We start from the raw sequence: 26,979 nt of genomic DNA on the forward strand, positions 1-26,979 counted from the left end.
CGAAAGCTACAGCTGCGATCGGAAGGGCTGGACCAGCTGCTCGAAGATGCGCCGTCGCAGCGGTCTACGTTTCCAATCGTCGTAGGTATACGCCTCCGCGCGTTGCAGGTCCGTTTCGTAGATCGCGGACATCTGCGCGGCGAATTCCGCGTCGTAGATATTCAGGCTTGCCTCGTCGTTGAGACGGAACGAGCGCCGGTCGAAATTCGTCGAGCCCACCGACACCATCGCGCCGTCGACGATCAGCATCTTGAGATGCAGCATCGTGGGGCAGTAGTGGTAGATCTCGATCCCGGCCAGCAGCAGCTCGCCCAGGCACGTCTTCGACGCGATCTTCACCGAGATCGAGTCGATGTACATACCCGGCACCAGCACGCGCACGCGCACACCGCGCTCGCGCGCGTCGATCAGTGCCTTGCGCATTAGATGGTCGGGCACGAAGTACGCGGCGCACAGGTCGATCGTGCGCTGCGCCGCCGCGATCGACATCAGGTACATCAGGTGCATGCTCTCGCTGCCGCCGGCGGGGGAGGAGATGAACATGTGCGCCGGGCTATTGCCCGCAGGCTCCAGCGGCGGGAAGTAGTCCTCTCCGTTGAGGACGACGCCGGTGGTCTTGATCCAGTTGTCGTTGAACGCGGCCTGCACCTGCGCAACCACCGGGCCCTCGATGCGGAAGTGCATGTCCCGCCAGTGGTCGCTGTCCTGCGCATGCCCCAGCCACGGATCCGCGATGCCCACGCCGCCGGTGAACGCCACGACGCCGTCGATGATCAGCAACTTTCGGTGCGTGCGGTTGTTGAGACGGCTCAGGCTGTACCAGCGCAGCGGCCGGTAGTGGTGCAGCTCGACGCCTGCGGACTGCATGCAGTCCAGCAGTTCGTCGTCCATCTTGAATGCGCCGGCCCAGTCCACGGTGACATGGACGGCGACACCCGCCCGCGCCCGCTCGGCCAGCGCTTCCGCCACTTCGGTGCCGATGTGGCCGGCCCAGTAAATGTAGGTCTCGAACGTGATCGTCCGCTGCGCGCCGCGGATGGCCTCGAGCATGGCGGGGAAGATCTCGTCCCCGTTCTGCAGCGCGACGACGCGATTTCCCGGGAGAATCGCCGGGCCGAGCAGCACCGACATTTCGCGCAGGAACTGCTCATCCTCGGTCGCGTAGCGATGCGCGATCCGGCGTTGAAGTTTGCGTTCGGGCGCGGCGACGTTGAGTGCGATGAGCACGACCAGCACGGTCACCAGCACGGTCGCAACGATCGTCGACAGCATGGGCACGGCTCCAGCGGCTCACACGGCCGCCAAACGCTACTGTGGCGCTGGCTCGACCAAAGGGATGTGAAGTGCCGCCTGGGTCACGGCCGCTCGCGTCGCACGCGCGTCAGACGAACCACGCAAACGCGAACAGCCCAAGCATCGCGAATGCGAGCCCGATCTTGAGCGCGACACCGAGCAGGATGCCGAACCACGTGCCGAAGCCCACCTTCGCCGCCTGGCCGACCTGGCGGCCGTGAATCAGCTCGCCCACGAGCGCGCCCGCGAACGGGCCGACGATCAGGCCCGGGATCCCCAAGAACAGCCCCGCAAACGTGCCGACGACCGCACCGATCAGTGCAAGCCGGCTGGCGCCGACGCGCTTGGCCCCCATCGCCGTCGCGACGAGGTCGACGCCGAGGGAGACGACGGTCATCACACCGAGTATCACCAGCGTTACGGTCCCGACCTGTTCGAAGCCGTCGGCCCACGCCGCGAGCAACAGGCCCGCGAAGATGACCGGGACGCCGGGCAGGGCAGGGAGCACGATGCCCGCCAGTCCGACCAGGACGAGAAGTGCCGCCACCGCGTACCACACGACCTGCAAGTCCATCGCATCCTCGCGAATGAAGGGGGCCACGGCCCGATTGCAATTCGAACAGGCGACCGTTACGTTGCCTGCGCTGTTGTTGCCAAGGGTCACCCTGAATCGTGGCCCGATGCGGATGATCGTTGATCGCTACATCGTTGCACCGCTTCCTCCTTGCAACCAGCATGCGGCGACCGCCGCGCATTCCAACGCAACGTTACAAGGAGAAGGTCAATGTCGAACCGTGAAACCGGAACGGTCAAGTGGTTCAACGATGCCAAGGGCTTCGGCTTCATCAGCCGCCAGAGCGGTGAAGACGTGTTCGTGCATTTCCGCGCCATCGAGAGCCAGGGCTTCAAGAGCCTGCAGGAAGGTCAGCAGGTCAGCTTCACTGTGGCGCAGGGCCAGAAGGGCCTGCAAGCCGAGTCCGTGCAGCCGTTGTAACGATCGCTCGGCTGGGTGGGGAAACCGGGCTGCGGCCGGGTTTGCCACGTGCGTAAACGAAGAACGGCCCGCCGAAGCGGGCCGTTCGTTCAACACGAGGCACTTGAACTCAACGCAACCAGGCACGCCCGTTTGCGACGCGGACGTACGACCCCTCACGGACGCCGCCGAGATCGTTCTGGGTCACGACCGTGACGCGTCCATCGTTCATGCGCACGTGCACGTTGTACGTGGCACCGGCGACATTGCGTTGGATCGCGTTGCCGGCGAGGGCACCCGCTGCCGCGCCAGCAACGGTGGCGGTGTTGCGGCGGCCGTCGCTCTTGTCTTCGGCGATCTCACGGCCTGCCGCCGCGCCGACCAAGCCGCCGATCACGGCGCCTGCCGCGTTCGGCACCGCGCTGCCACCGGACTGCTCGATGCGCACGACGGTGCCGCAGTCATAACAGCTCGTGTTGGATGCGCCGTAGCCGCCGGCCGATGCGCCGTAACCGCCGCCCGAGGCGCCGTATCCCGACGCGCCGACACCGGCGCCGCCGTGCGTTGCACAGCCGGACAATGCGAGCGTGGAAGCAAACGCGATGCCAGCCAAACGAATACCCGTCTTCATGGGACCTCCTGCAGTGGAGCGGCGGTGCATCCGCCACGCGCCGCCACGCTAGGCGCGGCCTCGTGAATGCGTCATCAACCGAACCGCCTGCGTGCGGACGCCGTTCAGCTGCCGCGGAAGTCCTGATGGCAGGCCTTGCACGCCTCGCGCACGTTCTGCACCGTTGCGCTGAGGCCCGGGCAGTTCATCGGAGGCGATGCCAGCGCATTGTCGACCGCGGCACGCATGCTGCTCGCATGCTGCATGTAACGCGCGTCGTCGCGCAGGTCCGGGAACGCGGGCTCGAGGTCATCCGCCAGCGCGCGCAGCGTGCGCAGGTGAGGCAGCGTGTCCGTTGCCGCACAGCGGTTGCTCTCGATGTTGGCCGCAAGCTCGTTCACGTGCCACTGCTGCACCCGCATCACGGCCTGGTCGAAGTGGTCCTGTCGCGCCTCGATCGCGCGCAGCGCCATGGTGGTCGCAATCGCGCCGACGAGCAGGCCGACCAGGAACAATGCCAAGTAGCGACGGGCCTGGGTCGAGCGGGACATGGAAGGGGTTTCGGTACTCATCGCGGCACTCCCTGCGGGCTACCGCCGCACCTTAGCACGCACCTCCAAACGGTCGTTTGCACGCGTCGGGCGGCTGCGCAGCGCGCACGATTACAATGCGCACATGAGCAATCACGCACAAGATCCGGCCTGGCAGGAGCGTTTTTCAGGCATCGACCGACTCTATGGTGCAGGCACGTACGCGCGCCTTGCACAGTGCCGCGTCGCCGTGGTCGGCATGGGCGGCGTCGGGTCGTGGCTCGTCGAATCGCTCGCGCGCAGCGGAGTGGGCCACATCACGCTCATCGATGCCGACGACATCTGTGTGTCGAACACCAATCGTCAGCTGCCTGCGCTCGCGGGGCAGTACGGGCGTGCGAAGGTCGACGCGATGGCCGAACGTTGCCGTGCGATCAATCCGCAGATCGATGTCGACCCGGTCGCGAGCTTTCTCACGGCCAGTAACATCGAGGCGCTGCTCGACCGAGGCTTCGACCTGGTGCTCGACGCCTGCGACAGCTTCCGGAGCAAGGTGGAGCTCATCGCGTGGTGCCGCCGCCGCAAGCTGCCGATCGTTGTCGTCGGCTCAGCCGGCGGACGGACCGACTCGACACTCGTCCGCATCCGCGATCTATCGCGCACCGAGCACGACGCGATGCTTGCGTTGATCCGCAAGAAGCTGCGCAGCGAGTTCAATTTCCCCAAAAACGCGGGGCGCTATTTCAGCGTGCCGGCGGTGTATTCGCTCGAGAACGTGCGCTATCCGCAGGCGGACGGAACCGTCTGTGGCGTTCGTCCAAGCGCAGGGCCGGATGCGGCGCTCAAGCTCGATTGCGGCACCGGACTCGGTGCGGCGACACACATCACCGGCGCATTTGCCTTCGTTGCCGCCGGGAAGGCGATCGAGTTGCTGCTCAAGGTGCGCGCGAAGGTCGAGGTCGGCGGCGACGCGCGCTCTCAGGACGCCTGAAGTGTGTTGCCGCGGGTCAGGTCAGGTGACGCGTTGTCGAACCTCCGCGGCGTTCAATGCGAACAATCGCTCCGCATTCGCAGTCGTGACGGCTGCAATGCGCTCGACGGCCTCGTTGCGGAGCCGGGCGATCGTCGCCGCAACGAACGGCAGATGCATCCCCTCGTTGCGCTCGCCGCGGTGGCAACAGTCCGGTTGATCCGGCGCGTCTGTTTCGAGCACCAGCCACTCCAGCGGTACATCCGCAGCAAGTCGGCGCAAGCGGTTCGCGCGTTCGTACGTCACGGGGCCTCCGAGACCTAGCAGGAACCCCAGCTTCGCGAGCGCCTCGGCCTGCTGCAGGCTGCCCGAAAAGCTGTGCACCACGCCGCGCAGACCGCCCACACGGCGCAGCGCCGCAATCGCCGCGTCCACCGCGCGGCGCGCGTGCACGATCACAGGCAGGTCGAACTCCCGCGCGAGCCGCAGTTGGGCGTCGAACAGCCGGCTCTGCCGGTCGCGATCCAGGCTGTCGACGAAAAAATCGAGACCGCACTCTCCAACGGCCACTGGCCGTTCGCGCGCGAGCCAATCGCGCAGGCTGTCGACGTCGCAATCCCTGTGTGCGTCGAGAAACATCGGGTGCAGGCCGTAGGCAGGGAAAAGCCCCTCGTGTTCCTGGCAGACCTCGCGCAACCGCGGCCATCCGGCGGCGTCAATCGCCGGCACCACGTGGCGCAGCACACCCGCTGCCGACGCGCGATCGAGCACAGCGCCGCGGTCCGCGTCGAACGCGTCGACGTCAACGTGGCTGTGGGTGTCGACGTACACCGGCTCAGCGGTCCGGCGTGACGTCGATCGGCTCGCGCGCCTGCTTGCGGCTCGCGAGCCATGCAGTTGCGAGGCCGAGGACGATCTCGTCGACGAGCGGGATCGGGTCGGGCAGCAGCACGCTGATGGCGAACGCGATCAACGTCAGCTTGAACAGCGTCGGATGACGCAGCCGACGCACGCGACTGAGCAGTGGAAGCACGAGAAAGCGCATCTGGAATCCCCGGCATACAGAAGCCAAGGACGCTATCACGCAGGCCTCGGTTCATTCTGACGACAGCTTGACGTTAAAAATTCGGGTGCCCGTTCAGCTTCGCAGTGCTCGAATGCGGCCGTACCCTCAACAAGCCGCCAGCGCGGACGCAGGAGCTTCATATGGACAAGAACATCATCGCGGTCGCCGTCGCATCGATGCTCGTAGGAGGCGTGGCCGTTGCCGCGTACGACAGCTTCCGCACTCCGTCGACCGGAGCGTCGCCCCTCGTGACCGCTGCGCCCGCCCCGGCAGTGCAAGGCGCGCCACTCGACATGGCGCAGACCAACCTCATCGATCCGCGCGTCGCCACTCAGCCTGAAACGCCGAGCATCGAGTACGCCGACATCGTCGAAGTCGACCCCGTGCGCGAGCAGCGCCCGCTGTACGCGACCGTCATCGCGACGGACCCGGTGCGTGAAACGAGCACGACCTCGGTTCCGCGCGAGGTCTGCGAGGACGTGGTCGTGCAGGACCGCATGCCCGAGCGCGACGGCAACGTCGGCGGCACGGTGGCAGGTGCGCTCATCGGCGGCTTGGTCGGCAATCAGGTCGGCGGCGGCAACGGCAAGAAAGTCGCGACTGCGGCGGGCGCGGTGGCCGGTGGCTTCGTGGGCAACCGCGTCGACCGCAACCACGTCGGCGGCCAGGTGGTCACTCGCACCGACCGCCAGTGCCGCACGGTGTACTCGGATTCGAAGTCCTCCCGCGTGGTCGGCTACAACGTGACCTACCGCAATTCGGACGGCACGACCGGCACCATGCAGATGGCGAGCCGCCCGGGCAACCGCGTGCGCCTCGGCAGCGAGGACCACGTGGTCGGCTACGACGTGAGCTACCGTTACCAGGGCCGTGTCGACACCGTGCGCCTCGACGACCGTCCCGGCCCGCGCCTGCCCGTCATCGACGGGCAGGTCGTGACGCAGACCGCGGCTGCATTCGAGCCTGCGCCGCGCGGCTGACGCGCGTTCCACTGCGCTAGTACACGATTGGGGCCGGGCGACCGGCCCCGTTTTTTTGTTGGCGAAATGCAAAAAAACGGGTGGTGCGGGCGAGGGCGGCTTGTACAATCGAGCACTTTACTTTTGCCGAGTGCACCATGGCCCTGCAGCCCTACGATCTGTTCGACGTCCGCTCCCTGCTCACCGAAGAAGAGCGCGCCGTGCAGGACACCGTCGCGCGGTTCACCGACGAGCGGGTGCTGCCGATCATCGGCGACGCGTTCGACCAGGGGCGCTTTCCAAAGGAACTCGTCGGCGAAATTGCGGAACTCGGCCTGCTGGGTTCGTCGCTGCCCGAACAGTACGGGTGCGCCGGCCTCAACGCGGTGAGCTACGGCCTGATCTGCCAAGAGCTCGAGCGCGGTGACAGTGGCATCCGCAGCTTCGTCTCGGTGCAGAGTTCGCTCTGCATGTACCCGATCTACGCCTACGGCAGCGAAGAGCAGCGCATGCGCTGGCTGCCGGACATGGCTGCGGGCAAGGTCATCGGCTGCTTCGGCCTCACCGAGCCGCACGGCGGTTCCGACCCGGCCAACATGAAGACCGTCGCCAAGCGTGACGGGGACGACTGGGTCATCAACGGCTCGAAGATGTGGATCACGAACGGCAACCTCGCCGACATCGCGATCGTGTGGGCGCAGACCGAGGACGGCATCCAGGGCTTCCTCGTCGAGAAGGGCATGAAGGGCTTCGCGGCGCAGGAGATCAAGCACAAGATGAGCCTGCGCGCGTCGGTGACGTCGTCGCTGTTCTTCGACAACGTACGCGTGCCCGACGCGAACCGCCTGCCGAACGTGAAGGGCCTCAAGGGCCCCCTCGGCTGCCTCACGCAGGCCCGCTACGGCATCACCTGGGGCCCGATCGGTGCGGCGATCGCCTGCCTCGACGAGACGCTCAAGTACACGAAGGAGCGCATGCTGTTCGGGCGCTCCGTCGCGGCGACGCAGAGCGCGCAGATCAAGATGGCCGAGATGGCACGTCGCATCACGCTCGCCCAGCTGCTCGTCGTGCAGCTCGGCCGCCTGAAGGACGCCGGCACGATGCAGCCGACGCAGGTCTCGCTCGCGAAGTGGAACAACTGCCGCATGGCGATCGACATCGCGCGCGAGTGCCGTGACCTGCTCGGCGGCGCCGGCATCACGACCGAGCACTCGCCGATCCGCCACGCGCTCAACCTCGAGTCGGTCATCACGTACGAGGGCACGGAGACCGTGCACCAGCTCGTCGTGGGCCGCGAGCTCACGGGCATCAACGCGTTCTGATCGGGCTTGCCTGATCGAAGCAGGCGTCGCATGCGACGCCGATTCCCGCGGCCACCGTCGTCCGGCGCGTGGTCGCCATCGAAACGGAGTTCGCCGTGCACATGACCGGCCCGCGGGTGGAAACCGACCGCCTTATCCTGCGTCCGTGGCAGCGCGACGACTTCGAGCGCTACGCCGAGATGTTCGCGGCGCCCGAGACGCGCCACATCGGCGGGCCGCTGCTTCGTTCGGATGCATGGCGTCGCTTCCTGCATATGCCGGGCGCGTGGGCCCTCCAGGGCTTTGCGATGTTCGCCGTCGAGGAGAAGGCGAGCGGCCGCTTCATGGGCCAGGCCGGGCCGTGGCAGCCGGACGGTTGGCCAGGCACGGAAGTCGGCTATGCCCTGCACCCCGAGGCGTGGGGCCGTGGGTACGCGACAGAAGCCTGCGCCGCTGCGATCGACTGGGCCTTCGATGTGCTCGGTTGGGACGAGGTGATCCACTCGATCTCGCCAGAGAACACCGCCTCGCAGAACGTCGCGAGGCGTCTCGGCGCGACCAATCGCGGCCGCGGCGTGTTCCCGGCGCCGCTGGATGCGCAGGTGATTGAAATCTGGAGTCAGACGCGCAGCGACTGGCGCGCCCGGCGCGCGGAGAAGCTCGTATGAGCGGGCTGCCTCCGACGGCCCTCGGGCCCACGCTCCGCACCGATCGGCTGGTCCTGCGCCCGCCGTCTGCAGAGGACTTCGAAAGCTGGGCGGCCCTCATGGCGGACGCCGACCACGTCCGCTACATCGGCGGCGTGCAGCCGAGGGCGGTGGCCTGGCGGGGGCTCATGACCATGATCGGATGCTGGGCGGCGCACGGGTTTGGCATGTTCTCGGTGGTCGAAGCATCGAGCGGTCGTTGGCTTGGGCGCATCGGCCCGTGGTCGCCCGAAGGCTGGCCGGGCACCGAGGTCGGCTGGACTCTGGCTCGCGAAGCGACCGGGAAGGGATATGCCCACGAGGCCGCGGTCGCCGCGATCGACTGGGCGTTCGAGACGCTGGGCTGGACGGACGTCATCCACACGATCGACCCCGACAACGCACCGTCGCTCGTGCTCGCCCAACGCCTCGGCTCCACCCGGCAGCGGAGCGGGCCAGTGCTGCCGCCGCCGTTCGACACGCTGGACGTCGAGGTGTGGGGCCAGACGCGGGAGCAGTGGCGTGCACGCCGGGGCGCGGCAGCATGACCTCCGTCTACGGCTTTTCGCCTTCCGGCAACTGCCATAAGGTGCGTCTGCTGCTCGCGCAGCTCAGGCGTGAGTACCGCTGGGTCGAAACCGACAGCAGCATCGGCGCGACGCGCACGCCCGAGTACCTGGCCAAGAATCCGAACGGCAAGGTGCCAATGCTCGAACTCGACGATGGGCGCGTGCTTGTCGAGTCGAACGCGATCCTGTGCTGGCTCGCCGACGCCACGCCATATCTGCCGGCCGACGCATGGCAACGCGCACAGGCGCTGAGCTGGATGTTCTTCGAGCAGTACAGCCATGAGCCGTACGTTGCAGTCGCGCGTTTCATCTGCGGCTGGACGCCGGCCGACTCGCCCCGACGCGACGACCTACCGCGCCTGCGCGAGCGCTCGCACGACGCGCTTCGGGTGATGGAGCGGCATCTGGCTGCGCATCCATGGTTCACCGGCGGGCAGTACGGCGTCGCCGACGTCGCACTGTTCGCGTACACGCACGTAGCCCCGCACGGCGGCGTGTCGCTCGACCCGTACCCGCATATCCGCGACTGGATCACGCGCGTCCAGGCCACGCCCGGTTTCGTGCCGATGCCGGCGCCCGATGCCGCGGCCCAGGGGCGCATCGACGCGTCGGCCTAGTCCGTCGCGGTTTTCCATCCTCCTTCCACTGCGGGCACTGCCCGCATCGCCGGTCCCTACATGTTCGCCACGATCCCCAATCCCATCCCCGCCCGCATGAAAGGCCTGAACCGGGCCGAGATCTGCGACGTCAACTTCAGCGAGTTCGTGAAGGCATGGGACGGACGGCCCGATGCGCGCCCCGCACCGGACGAGGCGATCCTCGACGGCAGCGCACTCGACGCACGCGGGTTCCGTGAACTGTTCGAGTCGCAGCTGATCAGCCGCCATCTCGACCTCATGGCGCGCGTACTGCGCGTGCAGAACAAGGTCTTCTACACGATCGGCAGCAGCGGCCACGAAGGCAACGCGATGGTCGCGCGGCTCACGCGCCACACCGATCCCGCGTTCCTGCATTACCGCTCCGGCGGCTTCATGGCCGAGCGCTTCCGCAAGCTGCCGGGCATGGATCCGGTCATGGACTCGGCGCTGAGCTTCGCTGCAAGCGCGGAGGACCCTGCGAGCGGCGGTCGCCACAAGGTGTGGGGCAGCAAACCATTGTGGGTGCTGCCGCAGACCTCGACGATCGCCTCGCACCTGCCGAAGGCGCTGGGCACCGCGATCGCGATCGAGGCCGGCCGACGCCTCGGCCACACGCTCCCCATCCCCGGCGACAGCATCGCAATCTGCTCGTTCGGTGATGCGTCCGCGAACCACGCGACGGCGCAGACCGCGTTCAACGCCGCCGCCTGGACGGCGTACCAGAAGCTGCCCGCCCCAGTGCTGTTCGTCTGCGAGGACAACGGCATCGGTATTTCGGTAAAGACGCCGACGGGCTGGATCGGCAACCGCTTCCGGAGCATGGACGGTCTCGACTATTTCTACGCGGATGGCCTCGACCTCGCGTCGGGCTACGCGGACGTCCAGCGCGCGGTCGAGCACTGCCGTCGGACGCGCCGGCCGACCTTCCTGCACCTGCGCACGACACGCGTAATGGGTCATGCGGGCACGGACTTCGAGATCGAGTGGCGTTCGATCGAAGAGCTGTGCGCGGTCGAGGCGAGCGACCCGCTGCTGCGTTCCGCGGCGATCGCGCTCGAATCGGGGCTGATGTCGAGGGATGAAATCCTCGAGCTGTACGAATCGATGCGCCAGCGTTGCTTCGCCGCGGCGGAAGACGCGGATCGCCGGCCCCGGCTGCAGTCGCTCGACGCGGTGGTCGCACCACTCGCCCCTTACACCGCCGACGCCGTCGACGCGGAGGCGCGTCGCGCCGATTACCCGGAGCGCCGCCTCGCCGCGTTCGGCAGCGAGGAAAAGCTCCCCGAGCGGCAGCCGCCGAAGCACCTCGCGATCCAAATCAACCAGGCACTGCACGACCTGTTCGCGAAGTATCCGGAGGCGCTGCTGTTCGGCGAGGACGTCGCACAGAAGGGCGGCGTGTACACCGTCACCAAGGGGCTGCAGAAGGCGTTCGGCGCGCGCCGCGTGTTCAACACCCTGCTCGACGAGACGATGATCCTCGGCATGGCGCAGGGCTTCGCGAATGTCGGCCTGTTGCCGGTGCCCGAGATCCAGTACCTCGCGTACTTCCACAACGCCTGCGACCAGATCCGCGGCGAGGCCTGCAGCCTGCAGTTCTTCAGCAACGATCAGTACCGCAACCCGATGGTGGTGCGCATCGCGGGCCTTGGCTACCAGCGCGGGTTCGGCGGGCACTTCCACAACGACAACTCGATCACGGCGCTGCGCGACATCCCGGGACTCGTCGTCGGTTGCCCGTCGCGCGGCGACGACGCGGCGACGATGCTGCGCACGCTCATGGCGCTCGCGAAGGTCGATGGCCGCGTCTGCGTCTTTCTCGAGCCGATCGCGCTCTACATGGCGAAGGATCTGCACGAGCCCGGCGACGGCGGCTGGCTGACGACGTACCCCGCGCCGGGCGAAGCGATGGCGCTCGGCGAAGGTCGTGCGTACGGGGAGGGCAACGATCTCGTGGTGTTCACGTACGGGAACGGCGTGCCGATGAGCCTGCGCGCTGCGCGAGCAATCGAGGCGAAACACGGCTGGAACGTCAAGGTCGTCGACCTGCGCTGGCTGGTCCCGCTCAACGACGCCTACATTGCGGAACAGGCGCGCGGAGCGAAGCGCGTCATCGTGGTCGACGAGGGACGCCGCAGCGCAGGCGTGGGCGAGGGCGTGATCACGGCGCTCAGCGAGGCCGGCTTCGGCGCGGTGCCGCTGCAGCGCGTCGTCGGCGCGGATACCTACACGCCGCTCGCAGGCGCCGCGTTCCTCGTGATTCCAGGCGAGGAAGACATCGTGGCCGCCGCGGAGCGGCTCTCCCGACCCTGAGTAGGAGAACCGGCGCCGGTCGCTTGCTCCGGCGATCGGGCCGCTCTATCCCGGTCGCCTGCGTGCGCCTAGGCCGAATCTCGCGAGGCGGTCAGCGTTCCAGCCCGTCTCGCAGAGGCACCTCGCGCACCGCCACCCCGCCGGCCCGTTCGGCCGGCTGGGCGCGACCGAGGCCCACGACAGCGAGCGCGACGTGGCGCCCCGGCGGCGAGGCCGCCGCGATGACGGTGCCCAGCGCCGCATCGCCATTGGACGCCTCGGCACCGGGCTCAACCAAGGCGTCGGTATCGAGCAGCGCCAAGCCGCGCTTCGCCTTTCCGAGAAAGTGCGTCCGCGCGACGATCTCCTGGCCGGGGTAGCAGCCCTTCCGGACGCTGAAGGCGCCGAGCCGGTCGAGCGACAGCTGCTGCGGCGTCCATTGCATCGCCTGCGACGCCGGAAGACGGGGCACCCCATGCTCGATGTCGAAGCACGACCAGTGAGCGTTGAGTGCCTCGTCCGGCTCGGCGGCCTCGTCCCGGGGCAGGATCACGAGGGTGCGCGGCGCCGTGGCCGTGCCGACGTCGAGCTCGACCCCGCCGTGTGGGAGCGGGGCAACCGCGTTCGCCTGCGCCGCCGCCGGCGCATCGAAGGCGCCGCAGGCGACCAGATCGTCCCGGACTGAAACGTTCACCTTCGCGCGGAACACGAACCGCTTGAGTTCCGCCGCAAACGCACCCACTTCAGCGTCAGGCAACACGAGCCACAAGGTCTCGGCGTCGATCCGGACGAGCGCGAACAGCGCGATCAGGCGCCCTTTTGGCGTGAGCCAGCCGTTCCACTGCCATCGCTCGGGTTCCAGCGCGGCGACGTCATTCATGAATTGGGCTTGCGCAAAAGACGTGGCGTCCGCGCCAATCAGCGTGACGACGCGGTGTCCTGTCAGGGCAAAGGGCTGTTTCGGCACGTGCGGCGGGTTGTCAGGCATGAGGGCGCGGACTTAAGCTTTAACGTTGTGATGATAGGCGAAACCACTCCGATCCCCGACGATGCCGACCCGGACGCTCAGTCCGCGCCGGCAGCTGATAGTGGCTCGACGCAGGATGCGAAGCCCGAGGAGATCGGCGGTCGCGACGGTCCTGATCCGACGCGCTATGGCGACTGGGAAAAGAACGGCCGCTGCATCGATTTTTAGGCATCACACGTACCTGTCCACACCGCGCGTTCCGCACGCGCGGTGTGTCGCACCCGCCACGCGGCACCGCCGCCCAGCCGAGACTGCCATTTCATGGCGCATCGACCACGCCCCCTGTCGCCCCACCTGCAGGTCTACCGCTGGCAGGTCCAGATGGTGGTGTCCATCCTGACGCGCGCTACCGGCATCATCGCCGGGCTCGCGGCGTTCCTGTTCACGGCCGGACTTGTCGCGCTCGCGGCGGGTGATGCCGCATGGCTCGAATTCGTCGAGCTCGTGCGCTCGCCGCTCGGCTTCATCGTGCTTTTCGTCTGGACGTGGGCGCTCGCGTTCCACTCGTTTGCCGGTATCCGCCACCTCGCGCAGGACGCGGGCGTGGGCATGAAGATCGAGTCCGTGATCCGCAGCAGCTGGGCAACCATCATCGGCAGCCTGCTCGTGACCGCGCTCGTGTGGGTGATCGCGATGATGCAGGAGGGCGGGGCATGAGCCAGGATCCGAACGGCCCGGCGACACTTCGCCACCCGCTCAAGCGTGCGCGCGGCCTCGGCTCCGCGAAGGGCGGCACCGACCATTTCATCGCGCAGCGCATCAGCTCGATCGCGCTTCTGTTCCTGTCGATCTACGTGATCGCACTCGTGATCTCGCTCGTCGGCGACGACTACCTCGCCGTACGCGCGACGGTCGCGCATCCGCTGCACGCGACGCTGCTGGTTGCGTTCACGATCGCGACGTTCTGGCATTCGAAGCTCGGCTTCCAGGTCGTCATCGAGGACTACGTCCATACGCCCGTCTGGGCGGTGACGCTGCACCTCATCAACGTTTTTGTCTGTGCACTCGCGGCGATCGCCGGCGTGCTCGCCATCGTTCGCATCGCTCTCGGAGCCTGACGCCGTGCCGGCTGCTTATTCGATCCAGGAACACAAGTTCGACATGGTCGTCGTCGGCGCCGGCGGCGCCGGGCTGCGCGCGACGTTCGGTCTCGCCCAGAAGGGGCTGAAGACCGCGTGCATCTCCAAGGTCTTTCCGACGCGCTCGCACACCGTTGCCGCGCAGGGCGGCATCTCCGCCGCGCTCGGGAACATGGGCGAGGACGACTGGCGCTACCACTTCTTCGACACCGTCAAGGGCTCGGACTGGCTGGGCGACCAGGACGCGATCGAGTACATGTGCCGCGAGGCGATCCCGGCGATCATCGAGCTCGAGCACCAGGGCGTGCCGTTCTCGCGCACGATGGAAGGCAAGATCTATCAGCGCCCGTTCGGTGGCATGACCACGCGCTACGGCGAGGGTCCGCCGGCGCAGCGCACCTGCGCCGCCGCCGACCGCACCGGCCACGCGATCCTGCACACGCTCTATCAGCAGTCGCTTGCGCATGACGCGCAGTTTTTCATCGAGTACTTCGCGCTCGACCTGATCATGGACGCCGACGGCGTGTGCCGTGGTGTGCTCGCGCTCGACATGTCGGAAGGCACGCTGCACCTGTTCCGTGGCCAGGGCACGGTGCTCGCCACGGGCGGTTACGGGCGTGCGTATTTCTCCGCGACGTCCGCGCACACGTCGACCGGTGACGGCGGCGGCATGGCGCTGCGTGCCGGCCTCGGCATGCAGGACATGGAGTTCGTGCAGTTCCACCCGACCGGCATCTACGGCGCGGGCTGCCTGATCACCGAGGGCGTGCGCGGCGAAGGCGGCATCCTGCGCAACGCGGCGGGCGAGCGCTTCATGGAGCGCTACGCGCCGAGCGTCAAAGACCTCGCGCCGCGTGACATGGTCAGCCGTGCAATGACGCTCGAAATCCGCGAAGGCCGCGGCGTCGGCGAGCATAAGGACCACATCCTGCTCGACCTCACGCACCTCGGCCCGGAAGTGATCCACGAGAAGCTGCCGGGCATTGCCGAGTCCGCACGCATCTTTGCGAACGTCGACGTCGAGAAGCAGCCGATTCCGGTCATCCCGACGGTCCACTACAACATGGGCGGCATCCCGACGAACTTCCACGGTGAAGTCGTGCAGCTGCGCAATGGCGATCCGGACGCGGTGGTGCCGGGTCTCTACGCGATCGGCGAAGCCGCCTGCGTATCCGTGCACGGCGCGAACCGCCTCGGCTCGAACTCGCTGCTCGACCTCGTGGTGTTCGGCCGCGCCGTCGCGAACCGCTGCGCTGAGACGATCAAGCCCGGCGCGACCCACAGCACGCTCTCGCGCGATGCATGCGACGTCGCGCTTGCGCGTCTCGATCGTCTGCGCAATTCGAGCGGCGGCACGCCGACCTCCGTTATCCGCGACAAGATGCAGCGCACGATGCAGGCCGACGCCGCGGTGTTCCGCAGCGGCGAGACCCTGTCGGATGGCGTGCGCAAGATGCGCGAGATCCGCGCCTCATTCGAGGATGTGCGCGTGGCGGATCGTTCGATGATCTGGAACACGGACCTGCTCGAGACCTACGAGCTCGGCAACCTGCTCGATCAGGCGCTGGCGACGATCGTATCGGCGGAAAATCGCACCGAGTCGCGCGGCGCCCATGCCCGCGAGGACTTCCCGGATCGCGACGACGCCAACTGGCAGAAGCACTCGCTGTGCTGGGTCGACGAAAAGGGCAACACCCGCATCGATTACCGCCCCGTGCACATGTATACGCTGACCGACGACGTTGCCGTGGTGCCCGCCAAGAAGCGCGTTTACTGACGCTGTGATTCGTGGCTGAGGCTCGACACGCGCGAGTCTCCAGTTGCGCCAACCGCGAATCGCCAATCAAGAACCCCCGGAAGCCGCCATGGCCGAATTTACCCTCCCGAAGAACTCGAAGGTCCTCAAGGGTCGCCACTGGCCTGCGGCCGGGGCGAAGCAGCCGCGCACGTTCAAGGTGTACCGCTGGAGCCCCGAGGACGACCAGAACCCGCGCGTCGACACGTACGAGGTCGACCTGGCCAGCTGCGGCCCGATGGTTCTCGACGCGCTCATCAAGATCAAGAACGAGATCGACCCGACGCTCACGTTCCGTCGCTCCTGCCGCGAGGGCATCTGCGGATCGTGCGCGATGAACATCGACGGCACGAACACGCTCGCGTGCACGAAGGCGATCGACGACTGCCGCACCGGCGACGTGCCCGTCTATCCGCTGCCGCACATGCCGGTGATCAAGGACCTGGTCCCGGACCTGACGCACTTCTACGCGCAGTACGCGTCGATCAAGCCCTGGCTGCGCACGCAAAGCGCGACGCCGTCCGATCGTGAGCGCCTGCAGTCGCCGGAAGACCGCAAGAAGCTCGACGGCCTGTACGAGTGCATCCTCTGCGCCTGCTGCTCGACGAGCTGCCCGAGCTACTGGTGGAACGGCGACCGCTACCTCGGGCCGGCGATCCTGCTGCAGGCGTACCGCTGGATCGTCGACTCCCGCGACGAGGACACCGGTGCGCGCCTCGACGATCTTGAGGACCCGTTCAAGCTCTATCGCTGCCATACGATCATGAACTGCGCGCGTACCTGTCCGAAGGGGCTGAACCCGGCGCAGGCGATCGGCGAGATCAAGAAGCTGATGATGGCGCGTCGCGCCTAAAGCTGGATTGCCGACAGGCGGCTGCGAGAGATCGCAGCCCCGTCGGCTCGATCGCCACTGCGTGCCGGTTCGCCAGCTGGCGGCGCGATCAGGTCGGTCGGTTGCGGTCGCAGGCGGGCCGCGCTGGCATCGCCACGCCTGGCGATAATCGATAGGCCCGCCCGGGCGCATGCCAAGGAGCCGCGATGATCGACACCAGCATCTTCCAGCCCGCCGTCGCGATGGTTGCACTGACCTTCGCCGTGTCGGTACGCCTGCTATTTACGCGCGTCAGTGCCATGAAGCGCGAACGCATTCATCCGCAGTCCGTTGCTACTGCGGCTGCGATGGCGGCGCGCATGCCCGACAGCCGCGTCGCGGACAACTTCCGCAACCTGTTCGAATTGCCGGTGCTGTTCTACCTCGCGACCGTCGTCGCCGCCATGGCCGGACTGGTCACGCCGACGCTCCTCGCGATCGCGTGGGCGTTCGTCGCGCTGCGCATCGCGCACAGCGTGATCCACTGCACGTACAACAAGGTCATGCACCGTTTCTACGCCTACATCGGCGGCTGGGCTGCCCTCGTGGCGCTGTGGGGCGTACTGGCCGCGGGCCTGTTCGCGCGATGAACGAGGCCGATGCGACCGAGCTTCGACGCCTGCGCTGGCGGTGCCGACGTGGCATGCGCGAGCTCGATCAGCTGTTGGAGCGCTATCTCGATCGTTGCTGGCTCGAGGCCGGCTTCGTCGAACGCGGTGTTTTCCTACGATTGCTGGAAAGCGAGGACGATAAGCTCTGGCGTTGGTTCCTCGGTTACGACACACCGCCCGATGTCGAGCTCGCGCACCTGGTCGAACGCATCCGCGCCCTGCCGCATTGAGCTGCGCCGCTCCCGCGCGCTCGCCGGCGCGTTCGCGCTGCTCGGTGGCCTGGCAGCGCTCTCAGTGTCGTTAAGTGATATGCCGTCGTGGCTGGCATGGCCCGCGGGCATCGTCTCGGTCCTGCATGGCGCGCGACTCGCGCGCCGGGAATGGGTGAGGGTGCCCATAGGCCTGACGTTCGCCCGCAACGCCGAAGCAACGGTAGACGGCACGCCGGTGCACGCGGTCCGTGTCCGCTGGCGCGGCGTAGTCGCATTCGTCGAGTGGCGCGACGCCCGGGGCCGGGCCCAGCGACGGGTTCTAACGCCCGACGCGCTGTCGCCTGCATCACGGCGTGAACTGCGCCTTGCATGGAGCGACGCAACGACTGCGCGGGACGACGCCGCAGTGGCACCATAGCCGACCCACGAGGGCCGCACCCGCATGTTCAAACCTTTACCCGTCGCGATCGGCCTGCGTTACCTCAGGGCGAAACGGCGCAACGGCTTCATCTCGTTCATCTCGCTTGCCTCGATTCTCGGCATCGCGCTCGGTGTCGCTGCGTTGATCACGACGCTCGCGGTGATGAGCGGTTTCCAGCGCGAGATCCGCGATCGCATGCTGCAGATGGTCGCGCATGCGACTGTCAGCGGTTACGGCGAACCGTTCAGCGATTGGCCGGCGGCCACGGCGCTCGCGAAATCCGACGCGCGCGTCGCGGGCGCTGCGCCCTACGTCGAGACGGAGACCCTCCTCCGGGGTTCGCGCAACCAGCCGGCGATCGTGCGCGGGGTGCTGCCGAGCGAAGAAGCACAGGTTTCGGTGCTTGCCGAGAAGATGGTGGCCGGGCGGCTCGATTCGCTAAAGCCGGGCACGTTCAACATCGTGCTCGGGCGCGAACTGGCGATGTGGCTCGGTGTCGAGCTCGGCGACAGCGTGGTCATGATGACCTCCGAGGCGCGCGCGACGCCCATGGGTGCGCTGCCGCAGCTCAAACGCTTCACGGTGAGTGGTCTGTTCGAAGCCGGCTATAACGAATTCGACCGCGGCATGGCCTTCGTGAACATGCGCGATCTGCAGCGGCTGCAGCGCACCGGCGACGGCGTGACCGGAGTCCGCCTGCGCCTGCACGACATGGATCTCGCAGGTGACGTGGCCCGCGACCTCGCGCGCAGTCTTGGTGGCCCCTACCGCGTCAGCGACTGGACCACGGAGAACGCGAACATGTTCCGCGCACTCAAGATGGAGAAGGCGATCATGGCGGTGCTGCTGTCGCTGATCATCGCGATGGGCGCGTTCAATCTGGTGTCCTCGCAGGTCATGCTCGTCACCGACAAGCAGGCCGACATCGCGATCATGCGCACCCTCGGACTCACGCCGCGCGCGGTGATGCAGGTCTTCATGGTGCAGGGCACGCTCATCGGCGTGATCGGCACGCTTTCCGGCGTGATCGGCGGCATCGTGCTCACGCTCAATCTCGAGTACATCCTGCGCGGCATCGAAAGCGTGTTTGGGATCGTCGTGCTGCCGGAGGACGTCTACTACATCACCGGACTGCCGACCGACCTGCAGGCGGAAGACGTGGTGACGATCGCACTCGTCGCGCTGACGATGGCGTTCCTCGCCACGTTGTATCCGGCTTGGCGCGCGGCGCGCACACCGCCCGCGGAGGCACTGCGTTATGAATGATTCGATGACGCACGGTGTCGTGATCCATTGCGAGAACCTCGGCAAGACCTACGCCGAGGGCAAGCTGCGCACGCCGGTGTTCGACGGCCTCGAGCTGTCGGTCGCACAGGGCGAAACCGTGGCGATCCTCGGCGCCTCGGGCGCCGGCAAGAGCACGCTGCTGCATCTGCTCGGGGGCTTGGACACACCGACGAGCGGTGAGGTCTTCGTCTCGGGCCAGAAGATGAGCGCGATGTCGGACGCGGCGCGCGGTGCGCTGCGTAATCGCGCGCTCGGCTTCGTGTACCAGTTCCATCACCTGCTGCCCGAGTTCACGGCGGTCGAGAACGTGATGCTGCCGGTGCTGCTCGGCGGTGAGTCCGTGCCCGAGGCGACGCAACGCGCGCGAGTGCTGCTGGAGTCCGTCGGTCTGGGCCACCGCCTTCACCACAAGCCGGGCGAACTGTCGGGCGGAGAGCGCCAGCGCGCGGCGGTGGCGCGCGCGCTCGTCAACCGCCCGGCCTGCGTGCTTGGCGACGAGCCAACCGGAAACCTCGACGAGAAAACCGCTGCGACGGTGTTCGATCTGATGCTCGATCTCAACCGCGAGCAGCGCACGAGCCTGGTGCTTGTTACCCACGACCGCAGCCTTGCGCGCCGGCTCGACCGCATTCTCGAACTGCACGAGGGCCGGTTGCGCGAGGTCGCGCCGGACGAGGTCTAGCGCATGCAGCCCGCGGCAAGGACGCCGCTGATCACCCCGCTGAGCGCAGCCATGCTCACGGCCGGCGCTCTGGCGGCGCTGCTGCTCCCGCGCGTGGTGCCTTGGCCGATCGCGCTTGTGCTGCTGGGCGGCGCAGTAGCAGCGATTGCCGTGGGGCGGGGCCGCCCGGCGCTTGCGGCCGCGCTGCTCGGTTTTGGGCTCGCGAGTCTGCACGCCGCGTATGCGCTCGCGATCCAGCTGCCCGCCGACTTGGAACGCGCGGAGCTGGCGGTCACCGGCCGCATCGTCGACCTTCCGATGGTGGAGCCGCGGCGTACGAGATTCACGCTGCAGGTGGACGCGGACGCGGAGGCCGGTCCGCTGCGCGGCCGAACGGTTCGACTGTCGTGGTACGACCACGGCCGCCGGTCGGCGCGCCCCGTCATTCGCGCAGGCGAGCGCTGGACGTTCCGGGTCCGCGTGCGTGCGCCGCGCGGGCTGCGCAACCCCGGGGGCGCGGACGCCGAGAAGCACGCGCTGGCACAGCGAGTCTCGGCAACCGGGTACGTGCACGTGCCGTCCGCGGCCCGGCAGCTGGATCCCGCGAGTGGGGTCGGCGCATGGCGTGAACGCATGTCCGAGCGCATCGACGACGCTGTCCCCGATGCGTCGGCGCGATTTGTCCGTGCGCTTGCACTCGGCGACACGCGCGGGCTTGATGAAGCCGATTGGCACGTGCTTCGTGCGAACGGCCTAACGCACTTGATCGCGATCTCAGGTTTCCACGTCGGGCTCGTCGCCGGGTTCTTCGCGTTGCTCGCGCGCGGCCTCGCGAGGCTTGGTCCTGCGCTCGTGCGTCGCTGGCCGACGCCGGTGCTCGCCGCGGCGTCCGCCGTCGTCGGCGCCGGAATGTACGCGGCTGCAGCGGGATTCTCGCTCCCGACCGTACGCACCCTGCTGATGATCGGTGCGGTCGCAGGCGCGCGGATGGTGCGTCGGTCGGCGCCCGTAGTGCAGTCGCTGGCGCTCGCGACCGTGGCCGTGGTGCTCGTCGACCCGCTGGCCCTCTTGCAGGCCGGGTTCTGGCTGAGCTTTGCAGGCGTTGCGTGGCTGGTGTGGTGCCTGCCCGGCACGGCCGAGCGCGGCCCCCGCGCATGGGTGGCCGGGTTCGTTTCGGCGCAGGGCGTGGCAACGGTGGGTTTGCTGCCGTTGTGCGTTGCGTTCTTCGGGCAGGCCTCGCTGGCCGGGCCGTTCGCGAACCTGCTCGCGGTGCCGTGGTGGAGCCTGGTGGTTGTCCCGCTCGCACTGATCGGGCTCGCGTTGGAGTCGTTGTTTGCTGGCGCCGGCGCGTATGCATGGCGGCTCGCCGCGGCCGCGTTCGACCTCAGTTGGCCACTGTTTGACGCGCTTGCGGCAAGCCCGCTCGCGCTGTGGTGGCTGCCCGAAGCGTCCGCGGTTGCCGTACCGCTGGCGCTGGCCGGCGCGGTCTGGCTGCTGCTGCCGCGCGGGCTGCCCGGACGCGGCCTGGCGCTGCTTCTCTGGCTGCCCTTGTTGTGGCCGGATCGGCGGTTTCCGGCGGATGGCGAGGTCGAGGTCGTCGCGCTCGACGTCGGGCAGGGACTGGCAGTTGTGGTGCGCACGGCGCGGCACACGTTGCTGTACGACATGGGTCCAGCCGTGCCCGACGGCTTCGATGCCGGCGAGCGGGCGGTCGTGCCAGCGCTGCACGCGCTGGGAATATCCCGACTCGATCGTGCGATCGTCAGCCACGCTGACAGCGACCATGCCGGCGGCTTCGACGCCGTGCGGCGCGCGATTCCGATCGCGCGCGCCTACGCGCCTGAAGGGTCCGGCATGGACGGCACGCTCCCATGCGTGGCGGGGCAGGCTTGGCAGTGGGACGGCGTGGTCTTTCGCACGCTGCACCCCACGCCGCACTTCCCTTACCTCGGCAACGAGGCCGGATGCGTGTTGCGCATCGAAACTCGCCATGGCGCGGCGCTGTTGACGGGCGATATCGGCCACGTGATCGAACGTGGACTCGTCCGCCGGGCCGCGTCGTATGTCCGGGCCGATGTCGTGTTCGTCGGGCATCACGGGAGTGCCGGCTCATCGGATCCCGCGTTCGTTGCGGCGACCGGGGCGCGGCACGCCCTCGTGTCGAGCGGGCATGGCAATCGCTTCGGCCATCCGAAGCCCGCCGTCGTCGAGCGCTGGCGTGACGCCGGCGCGCGGGTCCACGACACCGCGGTGGGCGGCGCGCTGCGTGTCTCGATCGAGCGCGCGGGCATCGAGATCGAAACGCGACGCCACGCACAGCCGCGCCTGTGGGACGCGGTTGCGCGATCGAAGCCGCCGGAGGCCGGGGTATCCTACGGGCCTTGATGAGCGGGCCGCGGGCCGAGGGTCGATTCCGTGTTGGAACTGGTGATGGCGGGCGGTTGGCCAATGATTCCGCTGCTGCTGCTGTCGGCGCTTGCGCTTGCGCTCATCGTCGAGCGTGCGTGGACCCTGCGTCGCAGCGCGGTGCTGCCGCCCGGCCTCGGCATGGAAGTGCGCTCCTGGGCGCGCCGCGGCCGTCTCGATCCCGCCCATATCGACTCCCTTCGCGCGACGGCGCCCCTCGGCGCATTGCTCGCGGCCGCGCTCGACGTGCGACACCGCCCGCGCGACGAGATTCGTGAGCGGCTCGAGGCCGTCGGTCGGCACCTCGTGCACCGCATGGAGCGCTACCTCAACACGCTCGGGACGATCGCCGCGGCCGGGCCGCTGCTCGGCCTGTTCGGGACCGTCGTGGGCATGATCGAAATGTTTCTCGGCATCGTGGATCACGGCATCGGCGACGTGAACCAGCTGGCCGGCGGCATCGGCAAGGCGCTGATCAGTACCGCGGCGGGCATGATCGTTGCGATCCCCGCGCTCGTCGCGCATCGGTGGTTCCGCGGTCGCGTCAGCGAATACGTCGTCGAAATGGAGCACGAGGCGATCCAGCTGCTCGACGCGATCGAACCGCCCGCGGCGGCGGCACGAGGCGGCAAGGGGCATGCGTCGGCGCCGGCGACGTCGGGCTGAGCATGCGCATCCGCGACCACCGGGCCTCGGACGAGCCGGAGATCAGCCTCGTCCCGCTCATCGACGTCATCCTGGTGTTGATCATCTTCTTCGTGATCACCGCGACGTTCGATGCGCGAACCGGCCTCAAGATCGAACTGCCGCGTGCAACCGGCGAGGCGACCGAGACCACGCCGCCGCTTAGCGTGCTCGTGAACGCGGAGGGCCGCTATTTCGTCGGCGACCACGAAGTGCTGCGCACCGACGTGGAAGCGCTGAAGTCGGCGCTGTCCGAGGCTGCAGGCACGGATCGCGAACGCACCGTGCTGCTGCGCGCGGACGGCCGCACGCCGCACCAGGCGGTCGTCACGGCGTATGAAGCGCTTGGTCAGCTCGGCTTTCGCCGGATCACGATCGCGACGGCGCCACCGACGGGCACGACAGACGAGGGCACGCGTTGAACGGCGGCGACGGCGACGCATCGCCTTGGGTGACCTACCGGCGCCTGCTGGGCTTCGCAAAGCCCTATCACCCGCTGCTCGGCGTCGCGGCGGTCGGCATGCTGATCGAAGCTGCAGCGGGCGCGTACTTCACCGCGCTGATGCAACCGATCATCGACGAGACCTTCGATCCGTCGTCGACCGGTGTCGACCTGTGGCTTCCCGCGGGCATCATCGGCCTGTTCGTTCTGCGCGGCATCGCCGGCTTCATCGCCGACACGCGCATGGCGAAGGCGGGCCGCAGCATCGCTCGCGACATGCGCACAGGCGTGCTCGGCAAGTACCTGCGACTGCCGGGCGCGCGTTTCGACGCCGAGCCCGTGCCGTCGATGCTGATCCGCCTTGGCTCCGACAGCGACCAGGTCTCGCAGGCGGCGATCGACGCGCTTCGCGTGATGGTGCAGCAGTCGTTGCAAGTGATCGGCTCGCTCGCCGTGATGCTCTACTTCAGCTGGCGCGTGACCTTGGCCATCTTCCTGCTCGGCCCGCCGCTTGCGTGGGTCATGGACCGCGTTGGCCGCCGCTACCGCATGTTCAGCCATCGTATCCAGGAAAGCGGCGGACACCTGCTTCAGGCTGCCGACCAGGCGCTGTCGAGTCAGCATGAGGTCAAGGTCTACGGTGCGCAGGGCGTCGAGCTCTCGCGCTATACCGAACTCGCAAACACGAACCTGCGCCTGAGCATGAAGGTGGAGGCGACGCGCAGCATCTCGTCCGCGCTCGTGCAGCTGATGGGCGCGATCGGGCTCGCACTGCTGCTGTTCTTCGCCGGGCGCGAGGCGATGGCCGGCCGCCTCACCGCGGGGGGGTTCGTCTCGCTCATGGTCGCGATGATGGCGATCATTCCAGCGCTCAAGCAGCTCACCAACGTGCAGGGCATGCTCCAGCGTGGCGTGGCCTCGGCGCAGCGCCTGTTCACGGTGCTTGACGCCGAAGACGAGCCGGACACGGGCACGCACTCGGTCGACCGGGCCCACGGCCTGCTCGAGTTCCGGAACGTCACGGCGCGCTATCCCGACCAGCCGGCGCCTGCGCTGCACGACATCAGTTTCGTCGCACGCCCCGGTACGGTCACCGCGATCGTCGGCCGCTCGGGCAGTGGCAAGTCGACGCTGATCAAGCTGATCCCGCGCTTCTACGACGTCGAAGCGGGCGAGATCCTCGTGGACGGCGTGCCGGTTCGCGAGTACCGCCTCGCCGACCTGCGACGCCAGATCGCGCTCGTCGGGCAGCAGGTCATGCTGTTCGACGGCACAGTCGCCGACAACGTCGCGTACGGCGAAATGCAGGCCGCGCCGCGCGAGCGGCTCGAAGACGCCGTCCGCGGCGCGAACGCGATGGAGTTCGTCGAGCGCCTCCCCGACGGGCTGGATACGGGCATCGGCAGCAAGGGAGGCCGGCTCTCGGGCGGGCAGCGCCAGCGCCTCGCGATCGCCCGCGCGATGCTGAAGGACGCACCGATCCTGATCCTCGACGAGGCGACCGCCGCGCTCGACACGGAGTCCGAGCGACTCGTGCAGGACGCGCTGAACCGACTGATGCCGGATCGCACCACGCTCGTGATCGCGCATCGCCTGTCGACCATCGAACATGCCGACTGCGTGCTGGTGCTCGACCACGGACGCATCGTCGAGCAGGGCACGCATGCCGAGCTGATCGCGCGCGGTGGGCTCTACGCGCACCTGCATCGCATGCAGTTTCACGACGCATGAGCCGATTCAATTCACCGCCGCGGTACTGGTACGACGAGGGCCCGGTTCCAGGGGCTGCGCGCGCGCTGGCCGCTGCTTACGGCGCAGCGGCGGACGCACGCCGACGCCTGTACGCGCGCGGGCTGCTGCGTTCGTCGCACCCCGGCGTGCCCGTGATCGTCGTCGGCAACCTCACCGCGGGCGGCGCTGGCAAGACGCCGCTGACTGTCGCGTTGGCCGAGCGCCTGCGGGACGAGGGCTGGACGCCCGGCGTTGCAAGCCGCGGCTACGGCCGCGTCGATATGGAGCGGTCCCACTGGGTTGAGGCCGCCAGCGACGCGGCGCTAGTGGGTGATGAGCCGCTGCTGATCGCGCGGCAGACGCGTGTGCCCGTGCGGGTGGACCGCGACCGTGCGGCAGCGGCCCGCGCGCTCGCTCAAGCCGGCTGCAACCTCGTGATCTGCGACGACGGGCTGCAGCACTACCGGTTGCGGCGCGACATCGAGATCGAGGTGATCGACGGCCGGCGCCGCTACGGCAACGGCCGCCTGCTGCCGGCCGGACCGCTGCGCGAACCGCCCGAGCGCGGCGCGCAGTGCGCGTTTCGCGTCCTCAACCTGCCGTCCCAAGCGACTGGTGCGGAGTGCGGTTTCGGGGAGTGGCCGATGCGGTTGCACGCAGAGCGCGCAGTGCCAATCGCCGGCGGCCGACCGCAGACGCTCGAATCGCTGGCTGGACGCCGCGTCCACGCGGTCGCCGGGATCGGCGATCCCGAGCGGTTCTTCTCGATGTTGCGCGGCTTCGGCATCGGCGTGGTGCCGCACGCGTTCGCCGACCACCACGCGTACGAGCCTCAGGACTTCGCGTTTGGTAGCCCGCTGCCGGTGCTGATGACCGAGAAGGACGCCGTCAAGATCCCCCCCGCGCGCAGCGGGGGGTTCCCTGTCGAACGCTGCTTCAGCGTGCCCGTGCGCGCTGCATTGCCCGAGGCGTTCTGGGTGGCTCTCGTTGAGCGCCTACGCGCCGCTGCGGCCGCCCCCGGAGCCCCCGCCGCATGACGTCCGTCGATTTCGTCGTCGCAATCCCCGCGCGTTACGCGGCGTCCCGCTTGCCGGGCAAGCCGCTCCGGGAGCTCGGCGGCGAGCCGCTCGTGTGCCACGTCGCGCGTCGCGCGCTGGCGGCCGGCGCGCGCGAGGTCTGGGTCGCAGCGGACGACTCGCGCATTGCGGACGCGCTGGAGGGCAGCGACGCCCGCGTCGCGATGACGTCGACCGGCCATGCTTCCGGCACCGACCGGCTGGCCGAGTGCGCGAGGATTGCCGCGTGGAGCGATGACACGGTTGTCGTCAACCTGCAGGGCGACGAACCCTTCGCGCCGGCCGAGGGCATCCGCGCGGTTGCGGCACTGCTCGTGGAGTCAGGTGCCGAAATGGCCACGCTCGCCGCTCCGATCGACGACGTCGAGACGCTGTTCGATCCAAACGCCGTCAAGCTCGTGCGCAACGCGCGCGGCGATGCGATGTACTTCAGCCGCGCGCCGTTGCCCTGGCCGCGCGACGCGTTTGCCACCGACCGAGCGCGACTGCCCGAGGGTGTCGACGCATGGTTGCGCCACATCGGCATCTACGCGTACCGCGCCGGGTTCCTGCAGCGTTTTGCCGCCATGCCGCCGGGTCGCCTGGAGACGGTTGAGTCGCTGGAGCAGTTGCGCGTGCTCGAGGCCGGGTTTCGGATTGCCGTGGCGCCGACCCCGGCGCTGTTTCCACCGGGCGTGGACACCGCCGAGGACCTGGTTCGCGCCGAGGCGCGCCTCGCTGCCAACTGACCGCACCCCGGCGCTCACGGCGCTCCGCGCTTGCCCCCGGCGATAATCGGCCCCATCTCGA

General features: G+C 68.2%; 30 protein-coding genes. 23 read left to right on the forward strand and 7 right to left on the reverse strand.

The annotated features are described in order from the left end of the window. Positions 1–6: 6 nt before the first annotated feature. Together IE075_RS01805 and IE075_RS01810 are read right to left on the reverse strand one after the other, a co-directional pair. Entirely contained in the window at positions 7–1,272 is a 1,266-nt protein-coding gene (locus IE075_RS01805; protein WP_189452728.1) for a phospholipase D-like domain-containing protein, read from the reverse strand. Between the two features lie 109 nt (positions 1,273–1,381). Next, positions 1,382–1,867: a DUF456 domain-containing protein gene (locus IE075_RS01810; protein WP_189454715.1), complete on the reverse strand. Its 486-nt coding sequence runs from the start codon at positions 1,865–1,867 to the stop codon at positions 1,382–1,384. 210 nt (positions 1,868–2,077) lie between these two features. Between IE075_RS01810 and IE075_RS01815 the strand changes: the two genes are divergently transcribed. Beyond that, on the forward strand, positions 2,078–2,287 hold the full coding sequence (locus tag IE075_RS01815) for a cold-shock protein (RefSeq protein ID WP_189452730.1): 210 nt from the start codon (positions 2,078–2,080) through the stop codon (positions 2,285–2,287). Positions 2,288–2,396: 109 nt separating this feature from the next. Here IE075_RS01815 and IE075_RS01820 read toward each other — a convergent pair whose 3' ends face one another. Both IE075_RS01820 and IE075_RS01825 read right to left on the reverse strand, forming a co-directional pair. Beyond that, positions 2,397–2,897, reverse strand: coding sequence for a glycine zipper 2TM domain-containing protein (locus IE075_RS01820; RefSeq protein ID WP_189452732.1), 501 nt, complete (start codon positions 2,895–2,897; stop codon positions 2,397–2,399). A 104-nt stretch (positions 2,898–3,001) separates the two neighbouring features. Beyond that, entirely contained in the window at positions 3,002–3,427 is a 426-nt protein-coding gene (locus IE075_RS01825) for a cytochrome c (RefSeq protein WP_229792262.1), read from the reverse strand. A gap of 124 nt (positions 3,428–3,551) precedes the next feature. On the opposite strand from IE075_RS01825, the gene IE075_RS01830 reads away from it, so the two are divergent. Next, positions 3,552–4,397, forward strand: coding sequence for a tRNA threonylcarbamoyladenosine dehydratase (locus IE075_RS01830; RefSeq protein ID WP_189452737.1), 846 nt, complete (start codon positions 3,552–3,554; stop codon positions 4,395–4,397). A gap of 21 nt (positions 4,398–4,418) precedes the next feature. On the opposite strand, the gene IE075_RS01835 is transcribed toward IE075_RS01830, so the two are convergent. Beyond that, complete coding sequence (locus IE075_RS01835; protein WP_189452739.1) at positions 4,419–5,207, reverse strand: TatD family hydrolase; 789 nt, start codon at positions 5,205–5,207, stop codon at positions 4,419–4,421. Positions 5,208–5,211: 4 nt separating this feature from the next. Continuing rightward, positions 5,212–5,421, reverse strand: coding sequence for a DUF6116 family protein (locus tag IE075_RS01840; RefSeq protein WP_189452741.1), 210 nt, complete (start codon positions 5,419–5,421; stop codon positions 5,212–5,214). Positions 5,422–5,582: 161 nt separating this feature from the next. Here IE075_RS01840 and IE075_RS01845 point away from each other — a divergent pair, with 161 nt between their 5' ends. From IE075_RS01845 to IE075_RS01870, 6 genes are all read left to right on the forward strand, one after another. After that, complete coding sequence (locus IE075_RS01845; protein ID WP_308427802.1) at positions 5,583–6,422, forward strand: glycine zipper 2TM domain-containing protein; 840 nt, start codon at positions 5,583–5,585, stop codon at positions 6,420–6,422. Positions 6,423–6,559: 137 nt separating this feature from the next. Further along, positions 6,560–7,723, forward strand: a complete 1,164-nt coding sequence (locus IE075_RS01850) for an acyl-CoA dehydrogenase family protein (RefSeq protein ID WP_189452743.1) — start codon at positions 6,560–6,562, stop codon at positions 7,721–7,723. Positions 7,724–7,824: 101 nt separating this feature from the next. Continuing rightward, positions 7,825–8,370: a GNAT family N-acetyltransferase gene (locus IE075_RS01855; protein ID WP_189454719.1), complete on the forward strand. Its 546-nt coding sequence runs from the start codon at positions 7,825–7,827 to the stop codon at positions 8,368–8,370. Further along, complete coding sequence (locus IE075_RS01860) at positions 8,367–8,936, forward strand: GNAT family N-acetyltransferase (protein ID WP_189452745.1); 570 nt, start codon at positions 8,367–8,369, stop codon at positions 8,934–8,936. Before IE075_RS01855 ends, IE075_RS01860 begins: the two co-directional genes overlap by 4 nt. Further along, positions 8,933–9,574 (forward strand): glutathione S-transferase family protein, encoded by a 642-nt coding sequence (locus IE075_RS01865; protein WP_189452747.1) that lies wholly within the window; start codon positions 8,933–8,935, stop codon positions 9,572–9,574. The genes IE075_RS01860 and IE075_RS01865 overlap by 4 nt, the downstream gene beginning before the upstream one ends. A 60-nt stretch (positions 9,575–9,634) precedes the next feature. Beyond that, positions 9,635–11,908 (forward strand): thiamine pyrophosphate-dependent enzyme, encoded by a 2,274-nt coding sequence (locus IE075_RS01870; protein WP_189452749.1) that lies wholly within the window; start codon positions 9,635–9,637, stop codon positions 11,906–11,908. Positions 11,909–11,999: 91 nt separating this feature from the next. Here the strand turns inward: IE075_RS01870 and ygfZ are convergent, their stop codons facing one another. Further along, positions 12,000–12,875, reverse strand: coding sequence for a CAF17-like 4Fe-4S cluster assembly/insertion protein YgfZ (ygfZ, locus tag IE075_RS01875; RefSeq protein ID WP_189452751.1), 876 nt, complete (start codon positions 12,873–12,875; stop codon positions 12,000–12,002). 30 nt (positions 12,876–12,905) lie between these two features. Between ygfZ and IE075_RS01880 the strand changes: the two genes are divergently transcribed. The 15 genes from IE075_RS01880 to kdsB all read left to right on the forward strand — a co-directional run bounded on the left by IE075_RS01880 (position 12,906) and on the right by kdsB (position 26,918). Next, entirely contained in the window at positions 12,906–13,082 is a 177-nt protein-coding gene (locus IE075_RS01880; RefSeq protein ID WP_189452753.1) for a DUF1674 domain-containing protein, read from the forward strand. A 93-nt stretch (positions 13,083–13,175) separates the two neighbouring features. After that, a complete protein-coding gene (gene sdhC / locus IE075_RS01885) occupies positions 13,176–13,571 on the forward strand; it encodes a succinate dehydrogenase, cytochrome b556 subunit (protein WP_189452755.1) in 396 nt (131 codons plus the stop codon). After that, positions 13,568–13,972 carry a succinate dehydrogenase, hydrophobic membrane anchor protein gene (gene sdhD / locus IE075_RS01890; RefSeq protein ID WP_189452757.1) on the forward strand — a complete coding sequence of 135 codons (405 nt, stop codon included), beginning with the start codon at positions 13,568–13,570 and terminating at the stop codon, positions 13,970–13,972. Before sdhC ends, sdhD begins: the two co-directional genes overlap by 4 nt. 43 nt (positions 13,973–14,015) lie before the next feature. Next, positions 14,016–15,770, forward strand: a complete 1,755-nt coding sequence (gene sdhA / locus IE075_RS01895; RefSeq protein ID WP_229792363.1) for a succinate dehydrogenase flavoprotein subunit — start codon at positions 14,016–14,018, stop codon at positions 15,768–15,770. A gap of 88 nt (positions 15,771–15,858) precedes the next feature. Continuing rightward, entirely contained in the window at positions 15,859–16,641 is a 783-nt protein-coding gene (locus tag IE075_RS01900) for a succinate dehydrogenase iron-sulfur subunit (RefSeq protein ID WP_189452762.1), read from the forward strand. Between the two features lie 185 nt (positions 16,642–16,826). Further along, a complete protein-coding gene (locus IE075_RS01905; RefSeq protein WP_189452764.1) occupies positions 16,827–17,249 on the forward strand; it encodes an MAPEG family protein in 423 nt (140 codons plus the stop codon). Next, positions 17,246–17,500 carry an FAD assembly factor SdhE gene (locus IE075_RS01910; RefSeq protein ID WP_189452766.1) on the forward strand — a complete coding sequence of 85 codons (255 nt, stop codon included), beginning with the start codon at positions 17,246–17,248 and terminating at the stop codon, positions 17,498–17,500. The genes IE075_RS01905 and IE075_RS01910 overlap by 4 nt, the downstream gene beginning before the upstream one ends. A gap of 424 nt (positions 17,501–17,924) precedes the next feature. After that, positions 17,925–19,169, forward strand: coding sequence for a lipoprotein-releasing ABC transporter permease subunit (locus IE075_RS01915; RefSeq protein ID WP_189452768.1), 1,245 nt, complete (start codon positions 17,925–17,927; stop codon positions 19,167–19,169). Further along, positions 19,162–19,872 (forward strand): lipoprotein-releasing ABC transporter ATP-binding protein LolD, encoded by a 711-nt coding sequence (lolD, locus tag IE075_RS01920; RefSeq protein ID WP_189452770.1) that lies wholly within the window; start codon positions 19,162–19,164, stop codon positions 19,870–19,872. The genes IE075_RS01915 and lolD overlap by 8 nt, the downstream gene beginning before the upstream one ends. Positions 19,873–19,875: 3 nt before the next feature. Then, positions 19,876–22,236 (forward strand): DNA internalization-related competence protein ComEC/Rec2, encoded by a 2,361-nt coding sequence (locus IE075_RS01925; protein WP_189452772.1) that lies wholly within the window; start codon positions 19,876–19,878, stop codon positions 22,234–22,236. A gap of 30 nt (positions 22,237–22,266) precedes the next feature. Then, positions 22,267–22,923: a MotA/TolQ/ExbB proton channel family protein gene (locus IE075_RS01930; RefSeq protein ID WP_189452774.1), complete on the forward strand. Its 657-nt coding sequence runs from the start codon at positions 22,267–22,269 to the stop codon at positions 22,921–22,923. A gap of 2 nt (positions 22,924–22,925) precedes the next feature. Then, on the forward strand, positions 22,926–23,363 hold the full coding sequence (locus tag IE075_RS01935) for an ExbD/TolR family protein (RefSeq protein ID WP_189452776.1): 438 nt from the start codon (positions 22,926–22,928) through the stop codon (positions 23,361–23,363). Then, a complete protein-coding gene (gene msbA, locus IE075_RS01940) occupies positions 23,360–25,114 on the forward strand; it encodes a lipid A export permease/ATP-binding protein MsbA (RefSeq protein ID WP_229792263.1) in 1,755 nt (584 codons plus the stop codon). Before IE075_RS01935 ends, msbA begins: the two co-directional genes overlap by 4 nt. Then, complete coding sequence (gene lpxK, locus IE075_RS01945; RefSeq protein WP_189452777.1) at positions 25,111–26,151, forward strand: tetraacyldisaccharide 4'-kinase; 1,041 nt, start codon at positions 25,111–25,113, stop codon at positions 26,149–26,151. Before msbA ends, lpxK begins: the two co-directional genes overlap by 4 nt. Further along, the gene (gene kdsB, locus IE075_RS01950) at positions 26,148–26,918 is read left to right on the forward strand and encodes a 3-deoxy-manno-octulosonate cytidylyltransferase (protein WP_189452779.1); all 771 of its coding nucleotides are present in this window, start codon (positions 26,148–26,150) and stop codon (positions 26,916–26,918) included. Before lpxK ends, kdsB begins: the two co-directional genes overlap by 4 nt. Positions 26,919–26,979: the final 61 nt, after the last annotated feature.

Origin of the sequence: Cognatilysobacter bugurensis (assembly GCF_014652095.1) — a bacterium.
GTDB classification, from domain to species: Bacteria; Pseudomonadota; Gammaproteobacteria; order Xanthomonadales; family Xanthomonadaceae; genus Cognatilysobacter; species Cognatilysobacter bugurensis.